Annotated in this window: 16 protein-coding genes and 2 tRNA genes; 9 read left to right on the forward strand and 9 right to left on the reverse strand. The window is 32.2% G+C overall.

Going from position 1 to position 19,091, the window contains the following annotated elements; genetic code table 11:
• Positions 1 to 3: 3 nt before the first annotated feature.
• Both tsaE and ACR9ES_RS01300 read right to left on the reverse strand, forming a co-directional pair.
• Positions 4 to 417, reverse strand: a complete 414-nt coding sequence (gene tsaE, locus ACR9ES_RS01295) for a tRNA (adenosine(37)-N6)-threonylcarbamoyltransferase complex ATPase subunit type 1 TsaE (protein ID WP_435254798.1) — start codon at positions 415 to 417, stop codon at positions 4 to 6.
• 73 nt (positions 418 to 490) lie between these two features.
• Positions 491 to 2,038 carry a response regulator gene (locus tag ACR9ES_RS01300; RefSeq protein WP_435255609.1) on the reverse strand — a complete coding sequence of 516 codons (1,548 nt, stop codon included), beginning with the start codon at positions 2,036 to 2,038 and terminating at the stop codon, positions 491 to 493.
• A gap of 186 nt (positions 2,039 to 2,224) precedes the next feature.
• Between ACR9ES_RS01300 and ACR9ES_RS01305 the strand changes: the two genes are divergently transcribed.
• From ACR9ES_RS01305 to fabG, 8 genes are all read left to right on the forward strand, one after another.
• Complete coding sequence (locus tag ACR9ES_RS01305; protein WP_435254799.1) at positions 2,225 to 3,457, forward strand: HD domain-containing protein; 1,233 nt, start codon at positions 2,225 to 2,227, stop codon at positions 3,455 to 3,457.
• Positions 3,458 to 3,522: 65 nt separating this feature from the next.
• Positions 3,523 to 4,563: a UDP-3-O-(3-hydroxymyristoyl)glucosamine N-acyltransferase gene (lpxD, locus tag ACR9ES_RS01310; protein ID WP_435254800.1), complete on the forward strand. Its 1,041-nt coding sequence runs from the start codon at positions 3,523 to 3,525 to the stop codon at positions 4,561 to 4,563.
• Positions 4,556 to 5,947: a bifunctional UDP-3-O-[3-hydroxymyristoyl] N-acetylglucosamine deacetylase/3-hydroxyacyl-ACP dehydratase gene (locus ACR9ES_RS01315; protein ID WP_435254801.1), complete on the forward strand. Its 1,392-nt coding sequence runs from the start codon at positions 4,556 to 4,558 to the stop codon at positions 5,945 to 5,947. The genes lpxD and ACR9ES_RS01315 overlap by 8 nt, the downstream gene beginning before the upstream one ends.
• A 1-nt stretch (position 5,948) precedes the next feature.
• Positions 5,949 to 6,734, forward strand: a complete 786-nt coding sequence (gene lpxA, locus ACR9ES_RS01320; protein ID WP_435254802.1) for an acyl-ACP--UDP-N-acetylglucosamine O-acyltransferase — start codon at positions 5,949 to 5,951, stop codon at positions 6,732 to 6,734.
• 45 nt (positions 6,735 to 6,779) lie between these two features.
• The gene (gene efp / locus ACR9ES_RS01325; protein WP_408035726.1) at positions 6,780 to 7,346 is read left to right on the forward strand and encodes an elongation factor P; all 567 of its coding nucleotides are present in this window, start codon (positions 6,780 to 6,782) and stop codon (positions 7,344 to 7,346) included.
• Positions 7,347 to 7,387: 41 nt separating this feature from the next.
• Positions 7,388 to 8,308 (forward strand): UDP-3-O-(3-hydroxymyristoyl)glucosamine N-acyltransferase, encoded by a 921-nt coding sequence (locus ACR9ES_RS01330; protein WP_435254803.1) that lies wholly within the window; start codon positions 7,388 to 7,390, stop codon positions 8,306 to 8,308.
• Positions 8,309 to 8,380: 72 nt separating this feature from the next.
• Positions 8,381 to 9,253, forward strand: a complete 873-nt coding sequence (gene sucD, locus ACR9ES_RS01335; protein WP_028891930.1) for a succinate--CoA ligase subunit alpha — start codon at positions 8,381 to 8,383, stop codon at positions 9,251 to 9,253.
• Between the two features lie 183 nt (positions 9,254 to 9,436).
• Positions 9,437 to 10,183, forward strand: coding sequence for a 3-oxoacyl-[acyl-carrier-protein] reductase (gene fabG, locus ACR9ES_RS01340; protein WP_274634192.1), 747 nt, complete (start codon positions 9,437 to 9,439; stop codon positions 10,181 to 10,183).
• Between the two features lie 298 nt (positions 10,184 to 10,481).
• Here fabG and ACR9ES_RS01345 read toward each other — a convergent pair whose 3' ends face one another.
• The 6 genes from ACR9ES_RS01345 to ACR9ES_RS01370 all read right to left on the reverse strand — a co-directional run bounded on the left by ACR9ES_RS01345 (position 10,482) and on the right by ACR9ES_RS01370 (position 17,961).
• Positions 10,482 to 10,907, reverse strand: coding sequence for a helix-turn-helix domain-containing protein (locus ACR9ES_RS01345; RefSeq protein WP_408035722.1), 426 nt, complete (start codon positions 10,905 to 10,907; stop codon positions 10,482 to 10,484).
• 645 nt (positions 10,908 to 11,552) lie between these two features.
• Positions 11,553 to 15,221, reverse strand: a complete 3,669-nt coding sequence (purL, locus tag ACR9ES_RS01350; protein ID WP_435254804.1) for a phosphoribosylformylglycinamidine synthase — start codon at positions 15,219 to 15,221, stop codon at positions 11,553 to 11,555.
• A gap of 108 nt (positions 15,222 to 15,329) precedes the next feature.
• Positions 15,330 to 16,766, reverse strand: a complete 1,437-nt coding sequence (locus ACR9ES_RS01355; protein ID WP_435254805.1) for a S41 family peptidase — start codon at positions 16,764 to 16,766, stop codon at positions 15,330 to 15,332.
• An 82-nt stretch (positions 16,767 to 16,848) separates the two neighbouring features.
• Entirely contained in the window at positions 16,849 to 17,640 is a 792-nt protein-coding gene (locus ACR9ES_RS01360; RefSeq protein ID WP_435254806.1) for a carboxypeptidase-like regulatory domain-containing protein, read from the reverse strand.
• Between the two features lie 124 nt (positions 17,641 to 17,764).
• Positions 17,765 to 17,850 (reverse strand) — tRNA-Leu (locus tag ACR9ES_RS01365).
• A gap of 35 nt (positions 17,851 to 17,885) precedes the next feature.
• Positions 17,886 to 17,961: transfer RNA gene (locus tag ACR9ES_RS01370), tRNA-Lys, on the reverse strand.
• Between the two features lie 107 nt (positions 17,962 to 18,068).
• Between ACR9ES_RS01370 and ACR9ES_RS01375 the strand changes: the two genes are divergently transcribed.
• Complete coding sequence (locus tag ACR9ES_RS01375) at positions 18,069 to 18,587, forward strand: shikimate kinase (protein ID WP_435254807.1); 519 nt, start codon at positions 18,069 to 18,071, stop codon at positions 18,585 to 18,587.
• On the opposite strand, the gene ACR9ES_RS01380 is transcribed toward ACR9ES_RS01375, so the two are convergent.
• Positions 18,579 to 19,082 (reverse strand): phosphoribosyltransferase family protein, encoded by a 504-nt coding sequence (locus ACR9ES_RS01380; RefSeq protein WP_435254808.1) that lies wholly within the window; start codon positions 19,080 to 19,082, stop codon positions 18,579 to 18,581. The two genes, ACR9ES_RS01375 and ACR9ES_RS01380, sit on opposite strands and share 9 nt — an antisense overlap.
• Positions 19,083 to 19,091: the final 9 nt, after the last annotated feature.

Raw genomic sequence — 19,091 nt, forward strand, 5'->3', positions numbered from 1 at the left:
TAATTAGTTGGTTTTTAATTGAATATTTCGTTGCCCGTTTTCTAATAAGCTAATTGAGATGGAAACAGTATCTAAAGGTAGTAAATTTTTAATGTTTTCTGGCCATTCTACTAAACACCAATTATTACTGTAAAAATAATCTTCAACCCCCATGTCATAGGCTTCTTCTTCATCCTCAATACGGTAAAAATCGAAATGATAAACCGTTTCATTGGTGGTCGTTCTATATTCATTAACTAAAGAAAAGGTAGGGGAGCTAGCGATGTCTTCAACCCCTAAAACTTTACATAATTCTTTGATTAATGTAGTTTTACCAACGCCCATTTCCCCGTAAAACAACAATATTTTATGTGGTGCTGTTGCAACGATTTCTTTAGCAATAGCTGTTAATTCGTTTAATGAATAGTTTTTGTTCATAAAAGCAAAAATAAAGAAGAAAACTTGTTTTGACTAGTAGAATTTACACGTTAGATAAATTTCCTTTTTTTGATTACTTCGGATTATAAACTGCACAGGGAATAATCATTTCTTCTAACGAAATTCCACCATGCTGATAGGTGTTTTTATAATACTTTACAAAGTGATTATAGTTATTAGGATAGGCAAAAAACAAATCTTCTTTTGTGAAAATAAACGGACTGTTAATTGCTACAGTTGGTAAAAATATATCCTTTGGATTTTTAACTGCGTATACATCTTTATCTTCATAACTTAAACTTCTACCTGTTTTATAACGTAGGTTTGAGCTGATATTTTTATCACCGATAACTTTGGTAGGATGTTTACAGTTTATCGTACCATGATCAGTAGTAATAATAAGTTTTTGACCTAATTTTTGCGCCTTTTGAATGATGTCATATAGCGGAGAGTTTTTAAACCAACTTACCGTTAAAGAACGATATGCTTTATCATCACCCGCCAATTCTTTAATTACTTCCATTTCAGTTTTAGCATGTGAAAGCATATCAACGAAGTTAAAAACAACAGCGGTTAAATCATTTTGCTTTGTTCCGTTGTAATTGTCGGCTAAATCTTTTCCGCTTTTTAGCGAAACAATTTTGTAATATTCATGCTTAATATCTAATCCTAAACGTTTAATTTGATCGTCTAAAAATTCAGCTTCAAATAAGTTTTTACCACCCTCATCAGTATCATTTTTCCAATCTTTAGGGAATCTTTTTTCCATTTCTGAAGGCATGAGTCCAGAAAATATCGCATTACGAGCATACTGCGTAGCAGTAGGTAAAATACTGTAATAAGAGTACTCTTCTTCCTTTTTATAATAATTATTGATAAATGGCTCTAAAACTCGGTATTGATCATAACGAAGATTATCGATTACCACCCATAAAACTCCTTGTTCTTTAGACAAGTTAGGAACGACATAATCTTTAAATAAAGTATGAGAAAATGTAGGTTTATCGTTGCTAGTTAGCCAGTTTTGATACTTCTTTTTAATAAATTTAAAAAACTGAGAATTAGCTTCCGATTTTTGAGATTCTAAAATCTCTAACATTCCTGTATCATTAATATCTTCTAATTCAAGCTCCCAGTGTACTAGTTTTTTATAGAGTTCGCTCCATTCTTCATAGGAATTCACCATGGCTAAATCCATTGAGATTTTTCTGAATTCTTGTTGGTAGTTTGAAGTGGTTTTTTCTGAAACTAAACGAGAATGATCTAAATTCTTTTTTAAACTCAATAATATTTGGTTCGGATTTACTGGCTTAATTAAATAATCAGCAATTTTAGATCCAATAGCTTCTTCCATAAGGTACTCTTCCTCACTTTTGGTAATCATAACTACAGGAAGGTTAGGGTTTTTCTGTTTTATTTCAGACAAGGCTTCCAAGCCAGAAATACCTGGCATATTTTCATCTAAAAAAACAATATCAAAATTGTTTTCATCAACCATATCAATTGCATCAGCTCCGTTAGTACAAGTAGTTACTTTGTAGTCCTTTTTTTCTAAAAATAATATGTGTGGTTTTAATAAATCTATTTCATCATCAACCCAAAGAATATGTATGTTTTTCATCATAATTTTTTATCAAATTTTTACTAAAACAAAATCGTTGTCATAGTAGACTATACATGTAAATAACGTCTAAAAGGAGTTTTGTTGCGTTTTTAAAAGCTAAAAATACGTTAATTAAACGCTCGTTAATTTGGTTTTGTTGATAAATTATGATTTTTTTGTTTAAAATTCAAGGAATTATACATTTTGAAGAAATCGACAACCAATAAATTAAAGATAATTAACGATCCGATTTACGGATTTATCTCTATACCAAACTCACTAATTTTTGACATTATTGAGCATCCATACTTTCAAAGATTACGTAGAGTAACTCAAATGGGATTGTCAAATTTGGTATATCCAGGGGCGAATCACACACGTTTTCATCACGCAATTGGTTGTATGCACTTAATGCAAAAAGCAGTTCGTGTATTACGCGTAAAAAATGTTGAAATTTCTGAAGATGAAGCGAATGCTTTATACATAGCTATTTTATTGCACGATATTGGTCACGGAGCTTTTTCACACGCTTTAGAGCATAGTATTGTTAACGGAATTACTCACGAAGAGATTTCTTTAAAGTTTATGAAAGCTATAAATGAGGAGTTTGACGGAAAATTAAGTTTAGCCATTGAAGTTTTTGAAGGAAAACATCCTCGTAAATTCTTATATCAATTAATATCAAGTCAATTAGATATTGATAGATTAGATTATTTAAAAAGAGATAGTTTTTACACTGGTGTTGCTGAAGGAAACATTTCTTCCGATCGCTTAATTGCGATGATGAATGTGGTAGATAATGAATTGGTAATAGAACAAAAAGGAATTTATTCTGTTGAAAAATTCATTATTGCACGTCGTTTGATGTATTGGCAGGTGTATTTACACAAAACAGGATTAGTAGCAGAAAATCTTTTAGTTAGCATCTTAAAACGAGCAAAAGACTTAGCCACAAAAGGAGTGGAGCTGCCAGCAAGTTCAGCATTAAAATACTTTTTGTATAATCAAATAACTAGTGAAAATTTTTCAGGGAAAACCTTACAGATATTTTCTGAGTTGGATGATTATGACATCTTTTCGGCTATCAAAGAATGGAAAAATCATGAAGATTTTGTGCTATCTACCTTAGCAAAGAAAATTATAGATAGAAATCTTTTAAGAATTGAAATTCAAGAGAAACCATTTTCAGAAGAATATATTGAAAAAAGAAGGAGAAAACTTCAAAAGCTAGTAAATCTAACCGATGAGGAGTTAGAGTATTTTGTTTTTTCAAATAACATTAAACATCAAGCTTATAATTCTGATAAGCCTATAAAAATTTACACAAAAAAAGGTAAGTTAAAAGATATTGCAAAAGCATCTGATCAACTAAATTTGAAAGCGTTAACGAAGCCTGTAGTAAAGCATTATCTGTGTTATCCTAAAAAAATCACCTAGACTAATTATTAGAAACAAATACGAATGGAGAGGTAATTGAACAAAAATAATTACTTTTGCACTTAATGAAATTTACAGCACAACAAATAGCCGATATTTTAGAGGGAGAGATTGTAGGAAACCCAGAAGCTGAAGTATCTAAACTTTCCAAGATAGAAGAAGGTACCTTGGGGTCATTAACCTTTTTATCTAATCCGAAATATAATTCATATATCTATTCAACAAAGGCAACAGTAGCCATTGTTAATAAAAGTTTTGTTCCTGAAAAGGAAATAGAAACAACTTTAATCAAGGTTGAAAATGCATACAAATCATTTTCAAAATTATTAGAGTTTTATAACGAAGTGAAAAACAATAAAGTAGGGAGAGAAAATCCTCACTTTATGGCAGATTCTGTGACTATTGGAGATAATGAATACATTGGAGCTTATGCTTACATAGGTGAAAATGTGGTGCTTGGAAATAATGTGAAAATTTATCCGAACTCTTATATTGGAGACAATGTAGTTATTGGAGACAATACGGTTGTTTTCGCTGGAGTGAAAATTTATTCAGAAACAGTTATAGGTAAAAATTGTAAGATTCATTCAGGAACTGTAATAGGTGCAGATGGATTTGGTTTTGCTCCTGATGAAAATGGAGAGTATAAAGCAATTCCACAGATTGGAAACGTTATTATAGAAGATAATGTTGATGTAGGATCCAATTCAACAATAGATAGAGCAACTTTGGGTTCAACAATTATTCGTAAAGGAGTAAAGTTAGATAACCATATTCAAATAGCTCATAACGTAGAAATAGGGAAAAATACCGTAATAGCTTCTCAAACAGGTATTGCAGGATCAACAAAAATAGGAGAGAACTGTATGATTGGAGGTCAAGTAGGTATTGTTGGACACATCACAATTGGAAATAATGTAAAAATCCAAGCGCAAGCAGGAATAGGAAAAAGTTTAAAAGATGACGAAGTTGTTCAGGGATCTCCTGCCTTCGGATATTCTGACTATAGTAAATCGTATGTACACTTTAAAAACTTACCAAAGTTAGCAACAACGGTACATAAAATAGAAAAAGAGTTGAATGCTCAAAATTCAAACAATGAGTAAGAAACAAAAAACAATACAAAACGAAATAACATTATCAGGTGTAGGGTTACACACAGGTAATCAAGTTACAATGGTTTTTAAACCAGCTCCAGAAAATCACGGATTCGCTTTTAAGCGTGTAGATTTAGAAGGAAGCCCAATAATTGAAGCAAAAGCTGAGTACGTAACAAATACACAAAGAGGTACTAACCTTGAAAAAAACGGGGTTCAAATTCAAACATCTGAGCACGTATTAGCTGCTGCAGTAGGTTTAGATATTGATAATTTACTTATTGAAGTTAACGCTTCAGAACCACCAATTATGGATGGTTCTTCAAAGTTTTTTATTGAAGCATTAGAAGAAGCAGGAATTGTAGAGCAAGAGGCTGAAATAGAAGAATATGTTGTAAAAGAAATTATTTCGTACAAAGACGAAGTAACTGGTAGTGAAATTATTTTAATGCCAGCTGATGAGTACCAAATTACTACTATGGTAGATTTTGGAACTAAAATTTTAGGAACTCAAAATGCTACTTTAGACAAAATTTCTGATTTTAAAAACGAAATTTCAGCAGCAAGAACATTCAGTTTCTTACACGAAATTGAAACTTTATTAGAGAATGATTTAATTAAAGGAGGAGATTTAAATAATGCCATTGTTTATGTTGACAAAGAGTTGTCAGACAGCACAATGCAAAAACTTAAAAAAGCCTTTAATAAAGAAAATATTACCGTAAAACCTAACGGAGTGTTAGATAACTTAACGTTGCATTGGGCTAATGAAGCTGCACGTCATAAGTTATTAGATGTTATTGGAGACCTAGCTTTAACAGGAACTCGTATTAAAGGTAAAGTAATTGCTAATAAACCAGGACATTCAGTAAATACTTCATTTGCTAAAAAGTTGGCTAAAATCATTAAACAAGAGAAAAGAAATAACGTCCCTACTTTTGATTTAAACCAACCACCATTAATGGATATTCATAAAATCATGGATATCTTACCTCACAGACCACCATTTTTATTAATTGATAGAATTATTGAACTATCTGACAAACATGTGGTTGGAATGAAAAATGTTACGATGAATGAAGGTTTCTTCGTAGGACATTTTCCAGGAGCACCTGTAATGCCAGGGGTTTTACAAGTAGAAGCAATGGCACAATGTGGTGGAGTTTTAGTGTTAAACACAGTACCAGATCCTGAAAATTACTTAACATATTTCATGAAAATGGACAATGTAAAGTTCAAACAGAAAGTATTACCAGGAGATACATTAATATTTAAGAGTGAATTAATAACGCCAATAAGAAGAGGTATTGCTCATATGCAAGCATATGCTTATGCTAATGGTAAGCTGGTTTGTGAAGCAGAATTAATGGCTCAAATTTCAAAAATTAAATAATATGAATCAACCACTTGCGTACGTACACCCTCAAGCAAAAATAGCTCGTAATGTAGTTATTGAGCCTTTTACAACCATTCATGCAAATGTAGAAATAGGTTCAGGAACTTGGATTGGTTCTAACGTTACAATTATGGAAGGTGCGCGCATCGGTAAAAACTGTCGAATTTTTCCAGGAGCAGTAATTTCTGCAATTCCTCAAGATTTAAAATTTGACGACGAAGAAACCACTGTAGAAATAGGAGATAACGTAACTATTAGAGAATGTGTTACTATTAACAGAGGTACTTCTGATAGAATGAAAACAGTTATTGGTGATAATTGCTTAATTATGGCATATTGTCACATAGCTCATGATTGTAAAGTGGGAGATAATTGTATTTTTTCAAACAATTCAACGTTAGCGGGTCATGTTACCATCGGTGATAATGTAGTTTTAGCGGGTATGGTAGCTGTACACCAGTTTGCCTCTGTAGGAAATCATGCTTTTGTTACAGGAGGATCTTTGGTTCGTAAAGATGTACCTCCGTTTGTTAAGGCTGCTAGAGAGCCATTATCGTATGTAGGTATCAATTCTGTTGGATTACGTAGAAGAGGTTTCACTACTGAAAAGATTAGAGAAGTTCAAGACATATACCGAATCTTATTCCAGAAAAACTACAACAACTCACAAGCGATAGATATTATTGAAGCTGAGATGGAAGCAACTTCAGAGCGTGATGAAATCATTCAGTTTATCAAAGATTCGCATCGTGGAATAATGAAAGGATATTTTAAAGCAAATTAATTAGTAAAATTGCACTTGATTGAGCAATTATAAAGATCAAAATAAATGGCAACAACATCAGATATTAAAAAAGGATTGTGTATAAAGTTTAATCACGATATCTATAAAGTTATAGAGTTTTTACATGTGAAACCTGGAAAAGGACCAGCTTTTGTACGTACAAAATTAAAAAGTGTTACTACAGGAAAAATTTTAGATAATACATTTTCTGCAGGACATAAAATAGAAGACGTTCGTGTTGAAACTCATAAATTTCAGTACTTATATCCAGAAGGAGATACTTATCACTTCATGAATACTGAAGATTATAACCAAATTACACTTCAAAAATCAGTATTAGACGCTCCAGATTTAATGAAAGAAGGAGAGGTTGTAACTGTTTTAATTAATACTGAAGATAATATGCCATTATCTGTAGAAATGCCATCGCATGTTATCTTAGAAGTAACTCATACAGAGCCAGGTGTTAAAGGTAATACAGCAACAAACGCTACAAAGCCTGCAACTGTTGAAACTGGTGCTAGAATTAATGTTCCTTTATTTATTAATGAAGGAGACAAAATAAAAATCGACACAGAAAAAGGCGCATATACAGAGCGAATTAAAGAATAAATATACGATTCCCGCTCTTTAGCGGGAATTTCTTTTTAAAGATGAAATTCAAACAGCCTCAAACTTTAGAGCAAATAGCAGCTCTATTAAATTTAGAATTTGTAGGAGAAAACGATTTTCCTATTACAGGAATTAATGAAATTCACGTAGTAGAAAAAGGAGATATTGTTTTTGTAGATCACCCTAAATACTACGATAAAGCCTTAAACTCTGCTGCAACTACTATTTTAATTAATAAAAAAGTAGAATGCCCTGAAGGAAAATCATTATTAATTTCTGATGATCCTTTTAGAGATTTCAATAAAATAACAAAACATTTCAATCCTTTTATAGCTTCAAAAAGTAGTATTGCTGAGTCGGCTATTATAGGAGAAGGAACAATTATACAACCAAATGTTTTTATTGGTGAAAATGTAACGATTGGAAAAAATTGTTTAATTCACGCCAACGTAGCAATCAATAATAACTGCGTAATAGGTGATAATGTTACAATTCACGCCAATACAGTTTTAGGAGGAGATGCTTTCTATTACAAAAATCGACCAGAAGGTTTTGATAAACTAATTTCTGGAGGTAGAGTAGTACTTGAAAATAATGTAGATTTAGGAGCTTCTTGTACTATTGATAGAGGAGTAACAGGAGATACATTAATAGGTGCTGGATCAAAAATTGATAACCAAGTTCACATTGGTCACGATACTGTAATCGGTAAAAAGTGTTTAATTGCAGCGCAAACAGGTATCGCTGGTTGTACTGTTATTGAAGATGAAGTAACAATTTGGGGTCAAGTAGGTATTAGTAGTGGATTAACTATTGAAAAAGGTACCGTTTTAATGGCACAAACAGGAGTTACAAAATCCTTAAAAAAAGGAGTATACTTCGGAACACCACAGCGTGAATACCGTCAAACTCTTAGAGAAGTCATCTATTTAAAGAATGCAACAAATAAAGAAAAAAAGTAACCTAAAATTAATTGTGAAAACACAATTAAAAAGTTATTTTTGTCTGTCTTAAAAAATAAAAAAAGCAAACCAATGAGTGTTTTAGTAAATAAAGATTCAAAAATTATAGTTCAAGGTTTTACAGGAAGCGAAGGAACTTTCCACGCTAGCCAAATGATCGATTACGGAACAAACGTAGTTGGAGGTGTAACACCAGGTAAAGGAGGTCAAGAGCATTTAGGAAAGCCAGTTTTTAATACAGTTGATGAAGCTGTACAAAAAGCAGGAGCAGATACTTCTATTATTTTTGTACCACCAGCATTTGCTGCTGATGCTATTATGGAAGCTGCTGAAGCAGGAATTAAAGTAATCATTTGTATTACTGAAGGAATTCCTACTGCTGATATGGTAAAAGTAAAAGCTTATATTGATCAATTAGATTGTACTTTAGTAGGACCTAACTGTCCAGGAGTAATTACTCCAGAAGAAGCTAAAGTTGGAATTATGCCAGGATTTATCTTCAAAAAAGGTAAAGTAGGTATCGTTTCTAAATCAGGAACTTTAACTTATGAAGCTGCTGATCAAGTTGTAAAACAAGGTTACGGAATTACTACAGCTATTGGTATTGGTGGAGATCCAATTATTGGAACTACTACTAAAGAAGCTGTGGAGTTATTAATGAATGACGATGAAACTGAAGCAATCGTAATGATTGGTGAAATTGGAGGTAACTTAGAAGCTGAAGCTGCTCGTTGGATTAAAGCTGACGGTAACCGTAAGCCAGTAGTTGGTTTTATTGCAGGTCAAACTGCTCCAGCTGGTAGAACAATGGGACATGCAGGTGCTATCGTTGGTGGTGCTGATGATACTGCTCAAGCAAAAATGAAAATTTTAGCTGAAAATGGAGTTCACGTTGTAGAGTCTCCTGCTAAAATTGGAGAAATGGTAGCTAAAGTTTTAGCATAAGAAACTACATACATATTAGAGTAAATTCCCGTTTTTAACGGGAATTTATTTTTATATTTGAATTCCAATAAATTACCCAGATACAAGCATACTGGGTATTCAAAAAAATTATGTAAAAATTTAGAGGCAAGCTTCGGGGAATAAAACCCTTGGCTATCGCCCTGTGATTAAAACAACTAATAAATGAAACTTTTAGAAAATAAAACTGCAATTGTTACAGGTGCTACTAGAGGAATTGGTAGAGGAATTGCCTTAGAGTTTGCAAATCAAGGATGTAACGTTGCATTTACGTATAGCTCTTCTGTTGAAGCAGCAACTGCCTTAGAAAATGAGTTGAAAGCATTAGGAGTAAAAGCAAAAGGATATCAATCAAATGCAGCTGAATTTGATGCAGCACAAGAATTGGCTAAAAACGTTTTAGAAGAATTCGGAACTATTGATGTGTTAGTAAATAACGCAGGTATTACAAAAGATAATTTGTTAATGCGTATTTCTGAAGAAGATTTTGATAAAGTAATTGAAGTAAATTTAAAATCTGTTTTCAATTTAACCAAAGCAGTAATTCGTCCGATGATGAAACAACGTGCAGGTTCAATTATCAACATGAGTTCAGTTGTTGGATTAAAAGGAAATGCTGGTCAAGCAAATTATGCAGCTTCAAAAGCAGGAATTTTAGGATTCTCAAAATCTGTAGCATTAGAATTAGGTTCTCGTAATATTCGTAGTAACGTAGTTGCTCCAGGTTTTATTGAAACTGAAATGACTGCAAAATTAGATGAAAAAGTAGTTGAAGGTTGGAGAAATGAAATTCCTTTAAAAAGAGGAGGAACTCCAGAAGACATCGCTAACGCTTGTGTATTCTTAGCATCAGATATGAGTTCATATATTACTGGTCAAACATTATCAGTTGACGGAGGAATGTTAACATAAAATTTGACTTACTTATAAAAAACAAAAAAAAGCCTGTGTTATTTTTATAATACAGGCTTCTTTTATTTTTAAGGGGGTTGTGTTTGCTTGTTAAGGGGTGCAAGCACGATGGGTTTGTCTGTGGGACAAATTTCTAAAGTCACAACTTAAAGGGGACATAAGTTTTAGGGGAGAGTTTAGTTTTTAATGATTTATAAAATTCAAAAGATTTGTTGGGGGATACAAATACTGAGGGGTTATTTGAATTTCACAACTCATTAAATTCTTTGGGGATTTTTTTTGGGAATCATTTATAGTATCATCTTTTTTTATAATCTTCAAAGGTTCCATCATCATATAGAACCAAAATATTTTTAATTTCTCTAAAAGCGGCCGATTCTTTTGGTTTTATAGTACTCTCTGAGAATTGCGTATTTGATTTTTTTTCGGGTTCTTGGTCAAATACTATATTTTCAGCGAACAGAGAAGGAGCTTCATTTTTTTCTATTTTTACCTCTTTCTCTTGATTTTGTGTGTTTGGTGGAAAACTACCTTTACCATACACTAACCAATTTAAATCAACTTCATCAAAAGCCGTTTCAACTTTTATAATAAAATCTAGACTTGGTTTATTTCTTCCTGATAGCAGGTGAGAAATGCTAGATCTTGGAACATCAATTTTGTCTGCAAAGCTTGACGCCGATAAATTGTAATAGTCTAATATCTGTTTTAATCTTTCAATCATTTGTTTACTTATGTAAACATTAAAGGTTGTTTACGATTGTAAATATATGATATTTTATAATTGTAAACAATAAAAATTTAATATTTTTTCAAAATAATTTAAAACAAGACTATAAAACACTTTAATAAATAACATTTAAAATGCTGCAAATTAGATATATACATGTTTAATATAAAGAAAATTTATACTTTTGGTAAACCTCCTTGTTTATATTTGTAATTAAGTTAATTGTTTGATTTGCTAAGTTCACGAATGTAAATACATTTCTTTTTTAATAAATATGATGTGTTTAAATGACCATTTATCCTTATTTAACTGACTTAAACGTCAAATAAGCAACTTTAAGGCGAATAATAATGATGTTGCGGTATTTTAAATCTATATAAATCTGAATCAGACTATAAACTTTATAATACTTCTATAACTACTTTAAATTACTATAGGTTTAATCATATATCTTTAAAGTACTTATATAAACATATTATATATGCAGAATAGAAGTTGAATGATAAGAATATTACAAATGTTACCACAATTCAATGGTTAACAAATGTAAAATATGTGTTTTGCTGTTTACTTTTGTAAAAAAAAGAAAGCACCCTGTTTACAGAGTGCTTTTTTGTAGTTGAGAATGTAGTATTCTACTTATTTTTTATTCTCTATCCATTTTCTTGCATTAACAAAAGCTTCTAACCAAGGAGAAACTTCATCTTGTCTGTCTTGTGGATAGTTAGCCCAGTTCCATTGGAAAGTAGAACGTTCAATATGTGGCATAGTTACTAAATGACGACCAGTCTTATCACATAGCATTGCTGTATTATAATCTGAACCGTTCGGATTGTTAGGATATCCTTCATATCCGTACTTAGCAACAATGTTGTAATTGTCTTCAGTTTCTGGTAAATTGAATTTTCCTTCTCCGTGAGAAATCCAAACTCCTAATTCAGTTCCTGCTAAACTAGATAACATTACTGAATTATTCTCTTGAACTTTTACAGATGTAAACGAACTTTCGTGCTTTTTAGAATCATTGTGCAACATCTTACCATGCTCATTATGCTCTGGGTTGATTAACTCTAATTCCATAAACAACTGACATCCGTTACAAATACCAACAGAAAGTGTATCTTCTCTTTTAAAGAAGTTTTTCAAAGCAGTGTTCGCTTTTTCATTATATAAAAATGCTCCAGCCCATCCTTTAGCAGAACCCAAAACATCTGAATTTGAAAAACCACCAACAGCTCCAATAAATTGTATATCTTCTAACGTTTCACGACCAGAAATTAAATCTGTCATGTGAACATCCTTTACATCAAAACCAGCTAAATACATGGCATTTGCCATTTCACGTTCAGAGTTTGAACCTTTTTCACGAATGATAGCAGCTTTAGGTCTGTTAGTTACAGTACCCAGAGTGTCAGCAAGCTTTCCTGTAAAATGCGTTGGGAATGTATATTGTAAAGGTTGGTTTTTATAATTATCAAAACGATCTTTAGCTAAACCATTAGCTGTTTGTTTTTGATCTAATAAGTACGATGTTTTGTACCAAGTATCTCTTAATTCAGCAATGGATAAAGCAAAAATATCAGATCCATTCTTAATATTTAAACGATCAGACTCTGTTACCGAACCAATTTTAAAGAACTCAATATTATTATTAGTTAAAGTTTGTTCTACAGAAGCGTCGATTGCTTGGAAAACAATTCCAGAGTTTTCAGCAAATAATAACTTGATACTATCAGCTTCATTTAAAGTAGATAAATCTAAGTTTGCACCTACATTTACATCTGCAAAGCACAATTCTAACAAGGTAGTAATCAATCCTCCAGATGCAACATCGTGACCAGCAACGATTTTTCCTTCCTTAATTAAATTCTGTAAAACATTAAATGCCGATTTAAAGAACTCATTATTAGTAATCGTAGGAGCAGAGTTACCTAATTTATTTAGTATCTGTGCAAACGAACTTCCTCCTAATTTGAAATCATCTTGTGATAAGTTGATATAATAGATATCTCCTTTGTTTGCTTGTAAAAGAGGTTCTACTACTTTAGTAATATCGTTACAGTTAGCCGCAGCAGAAATAACTACAGTTCCTGGAGAAATTACTTCTTCATTAGGATATTTCTGTTTCATCGATAAAGAATCCTTTCCTGTTGGAACGTTGATTCCTAAATCGATAGAAAAATCAGAAACAGCTTTTACTGCTTTATATAAACGAGCATCTTCACCTTCATTTTTACAAGGCCACATCCAGTTTGCTGATAATGAAACCGATTGTAAACCATCTTTTAAAGGAGCCCATACAATATTAGTTAATGCTTCAGCAATTGAATTTTTACTTCCTGCTTCTGGATCAATTAATCCAGAAATAGGAGAGTGCCCAATCGTAGTAGCAATTCCTTCTTTACCTTTATAGTCTAACGCCATTACACCGACATTGTTCAATGGAATTTGTAAAGAACCAACACATTGTTGTTTGGCTACTTTTCCTCCAACACAACGGTCAACTTTATTCGTCAACCAATCTTTACAGGCAACGGCTTCTAATTGTAAAACTTGCTCTAAATATTGAGCAAAGTTTTCTTTAGAATACTCAACATCAGCATAATTACGATTTACTGTTTTATCAGTCATAATCGTTTTTGGAGAACTTCCAAACATATCTTCTAAAGCTAAATCCATTGGTTTGTTACCATTGGTTTTAGATTCAAAAGTAAAACGGTGATCCCCAGTAACATCACCTACTGTGTACATTGGCGAACGCTCACGTTCAGCAATTTTATTAAGGGTGTCGATATGCTTTTCAGCAATAACTAACCCCATACGTTCTTGAGATTCGTTACCGATAATCTCTTTATCAGATAGCGTAGGGTCTCCAACAGGTAATTTATCTAAATCGATTTTTCCGCCAGTATCTTCTACTAATTCTGATAAACAGTTTAAGTGCCCACCAGCTCCGTGATCGTGAATAGAAACAATAAAGTTTTCATCACTTTCTACCATACCACGAACAGCGTTGGCTGCACGTTTTTGCATTTCAGGATTTGAACGCTGAATTGCATTTAATTCAATTCCAGTTGAAAACTCTCCAGTATCGGCAGAAGAAACTGCAGCTCCTCCCATACCAATACGGTAGTTTTCACCTCCAAGAATTACTATTTTATCTCCTTCTTGTGGAGTATCTTTTAATGCTTGTTCTTTTTTACCATATCCGATACCACCTGCTTGCATTATTACTTTATCGAAACCAAGTTTGCGAGCATCTTCTTCGTGTTCAAAAGTTAGAACAGAACCACAGATTAATGGTTGACCGAATTTATTACCAAAATCAGAAGCTCCATTAGATGCTTTGATTAAGATATCCATTGGAGTTTGGTATAACCATTTACGTTCATCCATTCCTTTTTCCCAAGGACGATTCTCTTCTAAACGAGAGTAAGAAGTCATATATACAGCAGTACCCGCTAAGGGTAACGATCCTTTTCCACCAGCTAATCTATCACGAATTTCACCACCTGATCCTGTAGCAGCTCCGTTGAAAGGCTCGACAGTAGTAGGGAAGTTGTGTGTTTCAGCTTTTAATGAAATAACAGATTCAAACTCTTTTGTTTCGTAAAAATCAGGTTTATCTGCACTTTTAGGAGCAAATTGCTCTACTTTTGGACCTTTAACAAAAGCAACATTGTCTTTATAAGCAGAAACAATATCATTAGGGTTTTTTGCCGAAGTTTCTTTAATTAATTTGAATAAAGAAGTTGGCATTTCTTCACCATCAATAACAAAAGTACCGTTGAAAATTTTATGGCGACAGTGCTCTGAATTTACTTGAGAGAATCCAAATACTTCAGAATCGGTTAATTTTCTACCAATTTTAGTAGCTACTTCTTCTAAATACACAATTTCTTCTTCACTTAAGGCTAACCCTTCTTGCTCATTATAAGTAGCAATATCATCAATTTCTAAAATTGGCTCAGGTTGAATATTGATCGTAAAAGTTTCTTGGTTTAATCCGTCAAACTTTTGAGAAATCATAGGGTCGAAGTCAGAAAAATCATTAGCTACTGCATCAAATTCTTCAATTCTGATAATTCCAGAAATTCCCATATTTTGAGTAATTTCAACGGCATTGGTACTCCAAGGAGTAATCATTGCTGCTCTAGGTCCAACAAAAAAGGCGTCAACAGACGCCGCGTTTATTTTCGGTTGGTTGCCAAATAACCAAGTTAACTTCGAAATTGTTTCAGATGTTAATTCTTCTGTTGTTTGAACAGCAAAAACCTTGCTGTTTACGTTTCCAAAGAAATGAATCATTATTAGTTGTGTTTGTGTGTGTTTTTGAAAGCTGTAAATTTAATTCTTTTGGATGAAATAGAAGCATAAAAAAAGCAGCAAAATTTTGCTGCTTTTTATAAGGTAATTTTACTTATTAAAGTAATGACTGTCAATATACATTTCTTGTTCAAACTTGTTTGTTGATACATTTATATCAATACGTTCAAAACTTTTTACTTCGTATGTAGATTTTGCCGATACACCTCTTATATCATCTAGTGCTGTTTTAAGCACAATTTCATTTTCGTCTCCAAAAGGTAAGATGTTATCCCAATGTTTCCATTCTTCGATTAAAATATTAGGTTCAAATCCATCACCATAATCATTTTGACCAAGCTTATTATAAATCTGAAAAACTATCGGTTGCATAGCCATTTTATGAGAAGAATTAGCAGAGTTTACATTTGTATAATCACTAATTGGAGAGTCATAAAGTGTTATAGATCCCTCGTTTTTACCTACTGTTTTGGTTCCTACTACTTTAACTTCTATAAAAGGGCGTAATCCGTTTATAATCATTTCACTAGCAGATGCTGTGCTACCAGAAGTTAAAACATATAATCTTTCAATACCAGACAGTCTATTAATGGTTTCTTCATGGGTTTTTTTTCCATCAGCCCCATAAACATTTAACGTATTATCAAAATAGTAAGGATCATTGTATTGAGAGTGTTTACTATTAAACTTTAATTCAGCAAATTTATCAGTACCAGCTTCTGCACGTATCATGCTTGCTAAATATGCAGATGTTTCTACAGAACCACCACCATTAATTCTTAAATCTAATACTAATTCTTGAACACCAGCAGACTTCAACTCGCCAAAAGCAGCGTTTAATTCGTCATTATAAGAAGATCTAAAACCATTGTAAACTATGTACCCAACTTTTTTACCATTAATATCATCAAAAACTTTAGTTAAATGTACCGGGTTGTCTGATACTACAGCTTGTGAAATTGTTTTATTTTCTTTTAAAGTTTGACCGTCTTTTTCTGTAAATGAAAATTCTGAAGTTTCTTGGTAATAACCATTAAAAACGGTTTTATAATTACTCAAGGTCATTACAGTTCCATTGATAGCATTTATAATATCACCTCTTTTAAATCCAGCTAGATCTGCAGGAGAGTTCTTTGAAACATGTTGAATATACATTACTACATAATCGGTTGTACCAACTCTAACCAAACTAGGTCTAAAACCAAAAGTCTTAGAAGTACCTTGAAATTGTTGTTGCTGAGCTACGTAATCTTCAATAAACCAAGAGAAATCATCATTCGCGTGCTTTAGGCTTTCAAATAATGAAGTTGGAGTACTGTAAGAGTTAAGATAAGTGTAATAATCATTTTTATTATCATCCTTACTGTCTGCTAAATTTGGAACATCACCTTGCCAGTTATACCATGAGTTCATAGCTTTCCAAACGAAATCATTAGCTAGATTGTCAAGAACGGGCGGATTTATATCTTCCTTATTACAGCTTAAAAGCATAACAAATAGAAAAGATAATAATATGGTTTTTCTCATTTTTAAATATAATTATTTGTTAGTTATTAAACAATATAACAGATAAATTATTGAAAATCCCGTTTTTCTAACATAAAAGATGTTATTTAGGTATTCTGTCTCGTTCTATTTTACCATTTTTAACAGCCTTGTAGTTTTCATAACAGTTTAAAACGGCTTCGATAAGTTGCAAATCACTAGCTTTTTTTATAAAATATTCAGAATAGTTACAGTCAGAGAGCAGTTTGTTTAACTCAGCTCTGTCCATTTCTAGATACTCCATCATTACTTCTCTATCAAATTTACCAGCTAACATTTTACGTAAATCGTCTTCTTGTTTCAGTTTTTTTAGTTTTTTTAGCTGTTTAGGTTTGCTTCCGAAGTGATTATACACTAAATCGACAGGATTTAAGAGTTTAGCAATAGGAGAGGAGATCTTTTGAGGTTTTCCTACTTCATAGGTTTGGGGTAAACCGTTAATATGAATTCTTGTAAAACGATCTTTAGGTACTTGTTTTACATCAACTTCTAAAACACCAATAAGTTCTGTAGATTTAATTACGACTTCTTTAACTTCTTCAGGTTTTTCCTCTAAAGAAATAACCACTTCATTTCCTTTTAAAAGGTCGTTTGTTACTTTTAGTTTTATAGAAGAGTATCCTAAATAAGATACAAGAACAGTATCATTTGCTTTAGCTACTAAATCAAAAGCTCCTTGTTCGTTGGTAATTGTACCTACTACAGTATTTAAGTTTAATATATGTGCAGCGCTTAAAGGTTTTTTAGATTCAGAATCTATAATTTGTCCTTTAAGATTATTGTTTTGAGTGGTTTGAGCTATTGTTATAAATGATGAAACAAGTAATAACAATAAAAAAGTATATTTTTTTTGCATAATGCAATAATAAGCATAAATAGATTTTGTTTAGTTAATTATCTGTGAAATTGATACGGTAAGTACAAAGTTTACTTTAAAATAAAAACCACAAGCTTTCCGTGAAGTTTGTGGTTTTTATTGTTGGTGCACGTAACAGGAGTCGAACCTGCACTTCCGTTGGAAACAAGCCCCTCAAGCCTGCGCGTCTACCAATTCCGCCATACGTGCGTAAACTAAAAAAGTTAAGCTTTCGCTTAACTTTTTGGTGACCGGGCTGGGGCTCGAACCCAGGACCCTCTCCTTAAAAGGGAGATGCTCTACCAACTGAGCTACCCGGTCATTGCTTCCTTGTGAAAGCGGTTGCAAATATACAACTGTTCTTTAAATGAAAAAAGCTTTTTTGTAATATTTTTTATAGATATTTGTAACTGCTTAATTATTAGTTTATGAAAATTGTTTTATTGGGATATATGGCTAGCGGGAAATCGACAATTAGTAAGATTTTAGCCGAAAAAATGAAGATTTCTTTCATAGATTTAGACGCATATATTGAAGAAAAAGAAAAAATGTCGGTTTCTGATGTCTTTAAAGAGAAAGGAGAAATCTATTTTCGTAAGCAAGAGCATGTTTATCTAAAGGAACTGTTAGATAAAAAAGAAGACTTTGTTTTATCCTTAGGAGGAGGTACACCATGTTATGCAGGAAACATGAATGTATTGTTAAGTTATGATGATGTGACTTCTATATATTTAAAAACATCTATACAAACAATCAAGGAAAGATTGGTAAATGAAAAAAGCCAACGTCCGTTAGTAGCTCGCTTAAATGAAGATGAATTGGCAGAGTTTATAGCCAAACACTTATTTGAACGTAGTTATTATTACAATCAAGCTACTCATAAACTAGTAGTTGATAATAAAGATGTGAATGAAACAGTGGAGAATCTCCAAGTTATACTAAGTTAAATAAGCAATAGTTTCATTCGCTTTAAATTCAACAACAACATGTTCTTTAATAGAGGTAGATAAAGAAATACCTTTAAAATCTGCTTTTACTGGATATTTTTTGTGATTTCTATTGACTAACACGGCAGTTTTAAATCTTTTTAAAGGAACCTCTAAAAAGTGTTTAACGCCGTAAATCAAAGTAGTACCTGAGTTTAAAACATCATCAACCAATACTAACGCTTTGTTTTTGTACTCGTAACTAGTTATTGAAGTAGTAATTGGAGTTGTAGGTTTTTTCTTATCGATAAAAACTTTACAAAGGGTAACTTTTAAAGGTGAGATTTTATTTACTGCATCCGCAATTTTTTCAGCAAGAAAAAAACCGTTATCAGCAATACCTGCAATAATGATTTCTTTTTCTTCACTATTACTTTCGTAGATTTGAAAAGCCATTCTACGAATTTTTTGCTCTATTTGTGTGTTGTTTAGGATGATATTGTTAGTGTCGGTCATTTTTCTTTT

This window comes from Tenacibaculum sp. A30, assembly GCF_051200845.1.
Lineage (GTDB): Bacteria > Bacteroidota > Bacteroidia > Flavobacteriales > Flavobacteriaceae > Polaribacter.

What these genes read in the sequence shown, in the direction of transcription:
- tsaE (WP_435254798.1), bottom strand. Translation starts at nt 417, where the DNA reads ATGAACAAAAACTATTCATTAAACGAATTAACAGCTATTGCTAAAGAA.
- ACR9ES_RS01300 (WP_435255609.1), bottom strand. Translation starts at nt 2,038, where the DNA reads ATGAAAAACATACATATTCTTTGGGTTGATGATGAAATAGATTTATTA.
- lpxD (WP_435254800.1), top strand. Translation starts at nt 3,523, where the DNA reads ATGAAATTTACAGCACAACAAATAGCCGATATTTTAGAGGGAGAGATT.
- ACR9ES_RS01315 (WP_435254801.1), top strand. Translation starts at nt 4,556, where the DNA reads ATGAGTAAGAAACAAAAAACAATACAAAACGAAATAACATTATCAGGT.
- lpxA (WP_435254802.1), top strand. Translation starts at nt 5,949, where the DNA reads ATGAATCAACCACTTGCGTACGTACACCCTCAAGCAAAAATAGCTCGT.
- efp (WP_408035726.1), top strand. Translation starts at nt 6,780, where the DNA reads ATGGCAACAACATCAGATATTAAAAAAGGATTGTGTATAAAGTTTAAT.
- ACR9ES_RS01330 (WP_435254803.1), top strand. Translation starts at nt 7,388, where the DNA reads ATGAAATTCAAACAGCCTCAAACTTTAGAGCAAATAGCAGCTCTATTA.
- sucD (WP_028891930.1), top strand. Translation starts at nt 8,381, where the DNA reads ATGAGTGTTTTAGTAAATAAAGATTCAAAAATTATAGTTCAAGGTTTT.
- fabG (WP_274634192.1), top strand. Translation starts at nt 9,437, where the DNA reads ATGAAACTTTTAGAAAATAAAACTGCAATTGTTACAGGTGCTACTAGA.
- ACR9ES_RS01345 (WP_408035722.1), bottom strand. Translation starts at nt 10,907, where the DNA reads ATGATTGAAAGATTAAAACAGATATTAGACTATTACAATTTATCGGCG.
- purL (WP_435254804.1), bottom strand. Translation starts at nt 15,221, where the DNA reads ATGATTCATTTCTTTGGAAACGTAAACAGCAAGGTTTTTGCTGTTCAA.
- ACR9ES_RS01355 (WP_435254805.1), bottom strand. Translation starts at nt 16,766, where the DNA reads ATGAGAAAAACCATATTATTATCTTTTCTATTTGTTATGCTTTTAAGC.
- ACR9ES_RS01360 (WP_435254806.1), bottom strand. Translation starts at nt 17,640, where the DNA reads ATGCAAAAAAAATATACTTTTTTATTGTTATTACTTGTTTCATCATTT.
- ACR9ES_RS01375 (WP_435254807.1), top strand. Translation starts at nt 18,069, where the DNA reads ATGAAAATTGTTTTATTGGGATATATGGCTAGCGGGAAATCGACAATT.
- ACR9ES_RS01380 (WP_435254808.1), bottom strand. Translation starts at nt 19,082, where the DNA reads ATGACCGACACTAACAATATCATCCTAAACAACACACAAATAGAGCAA.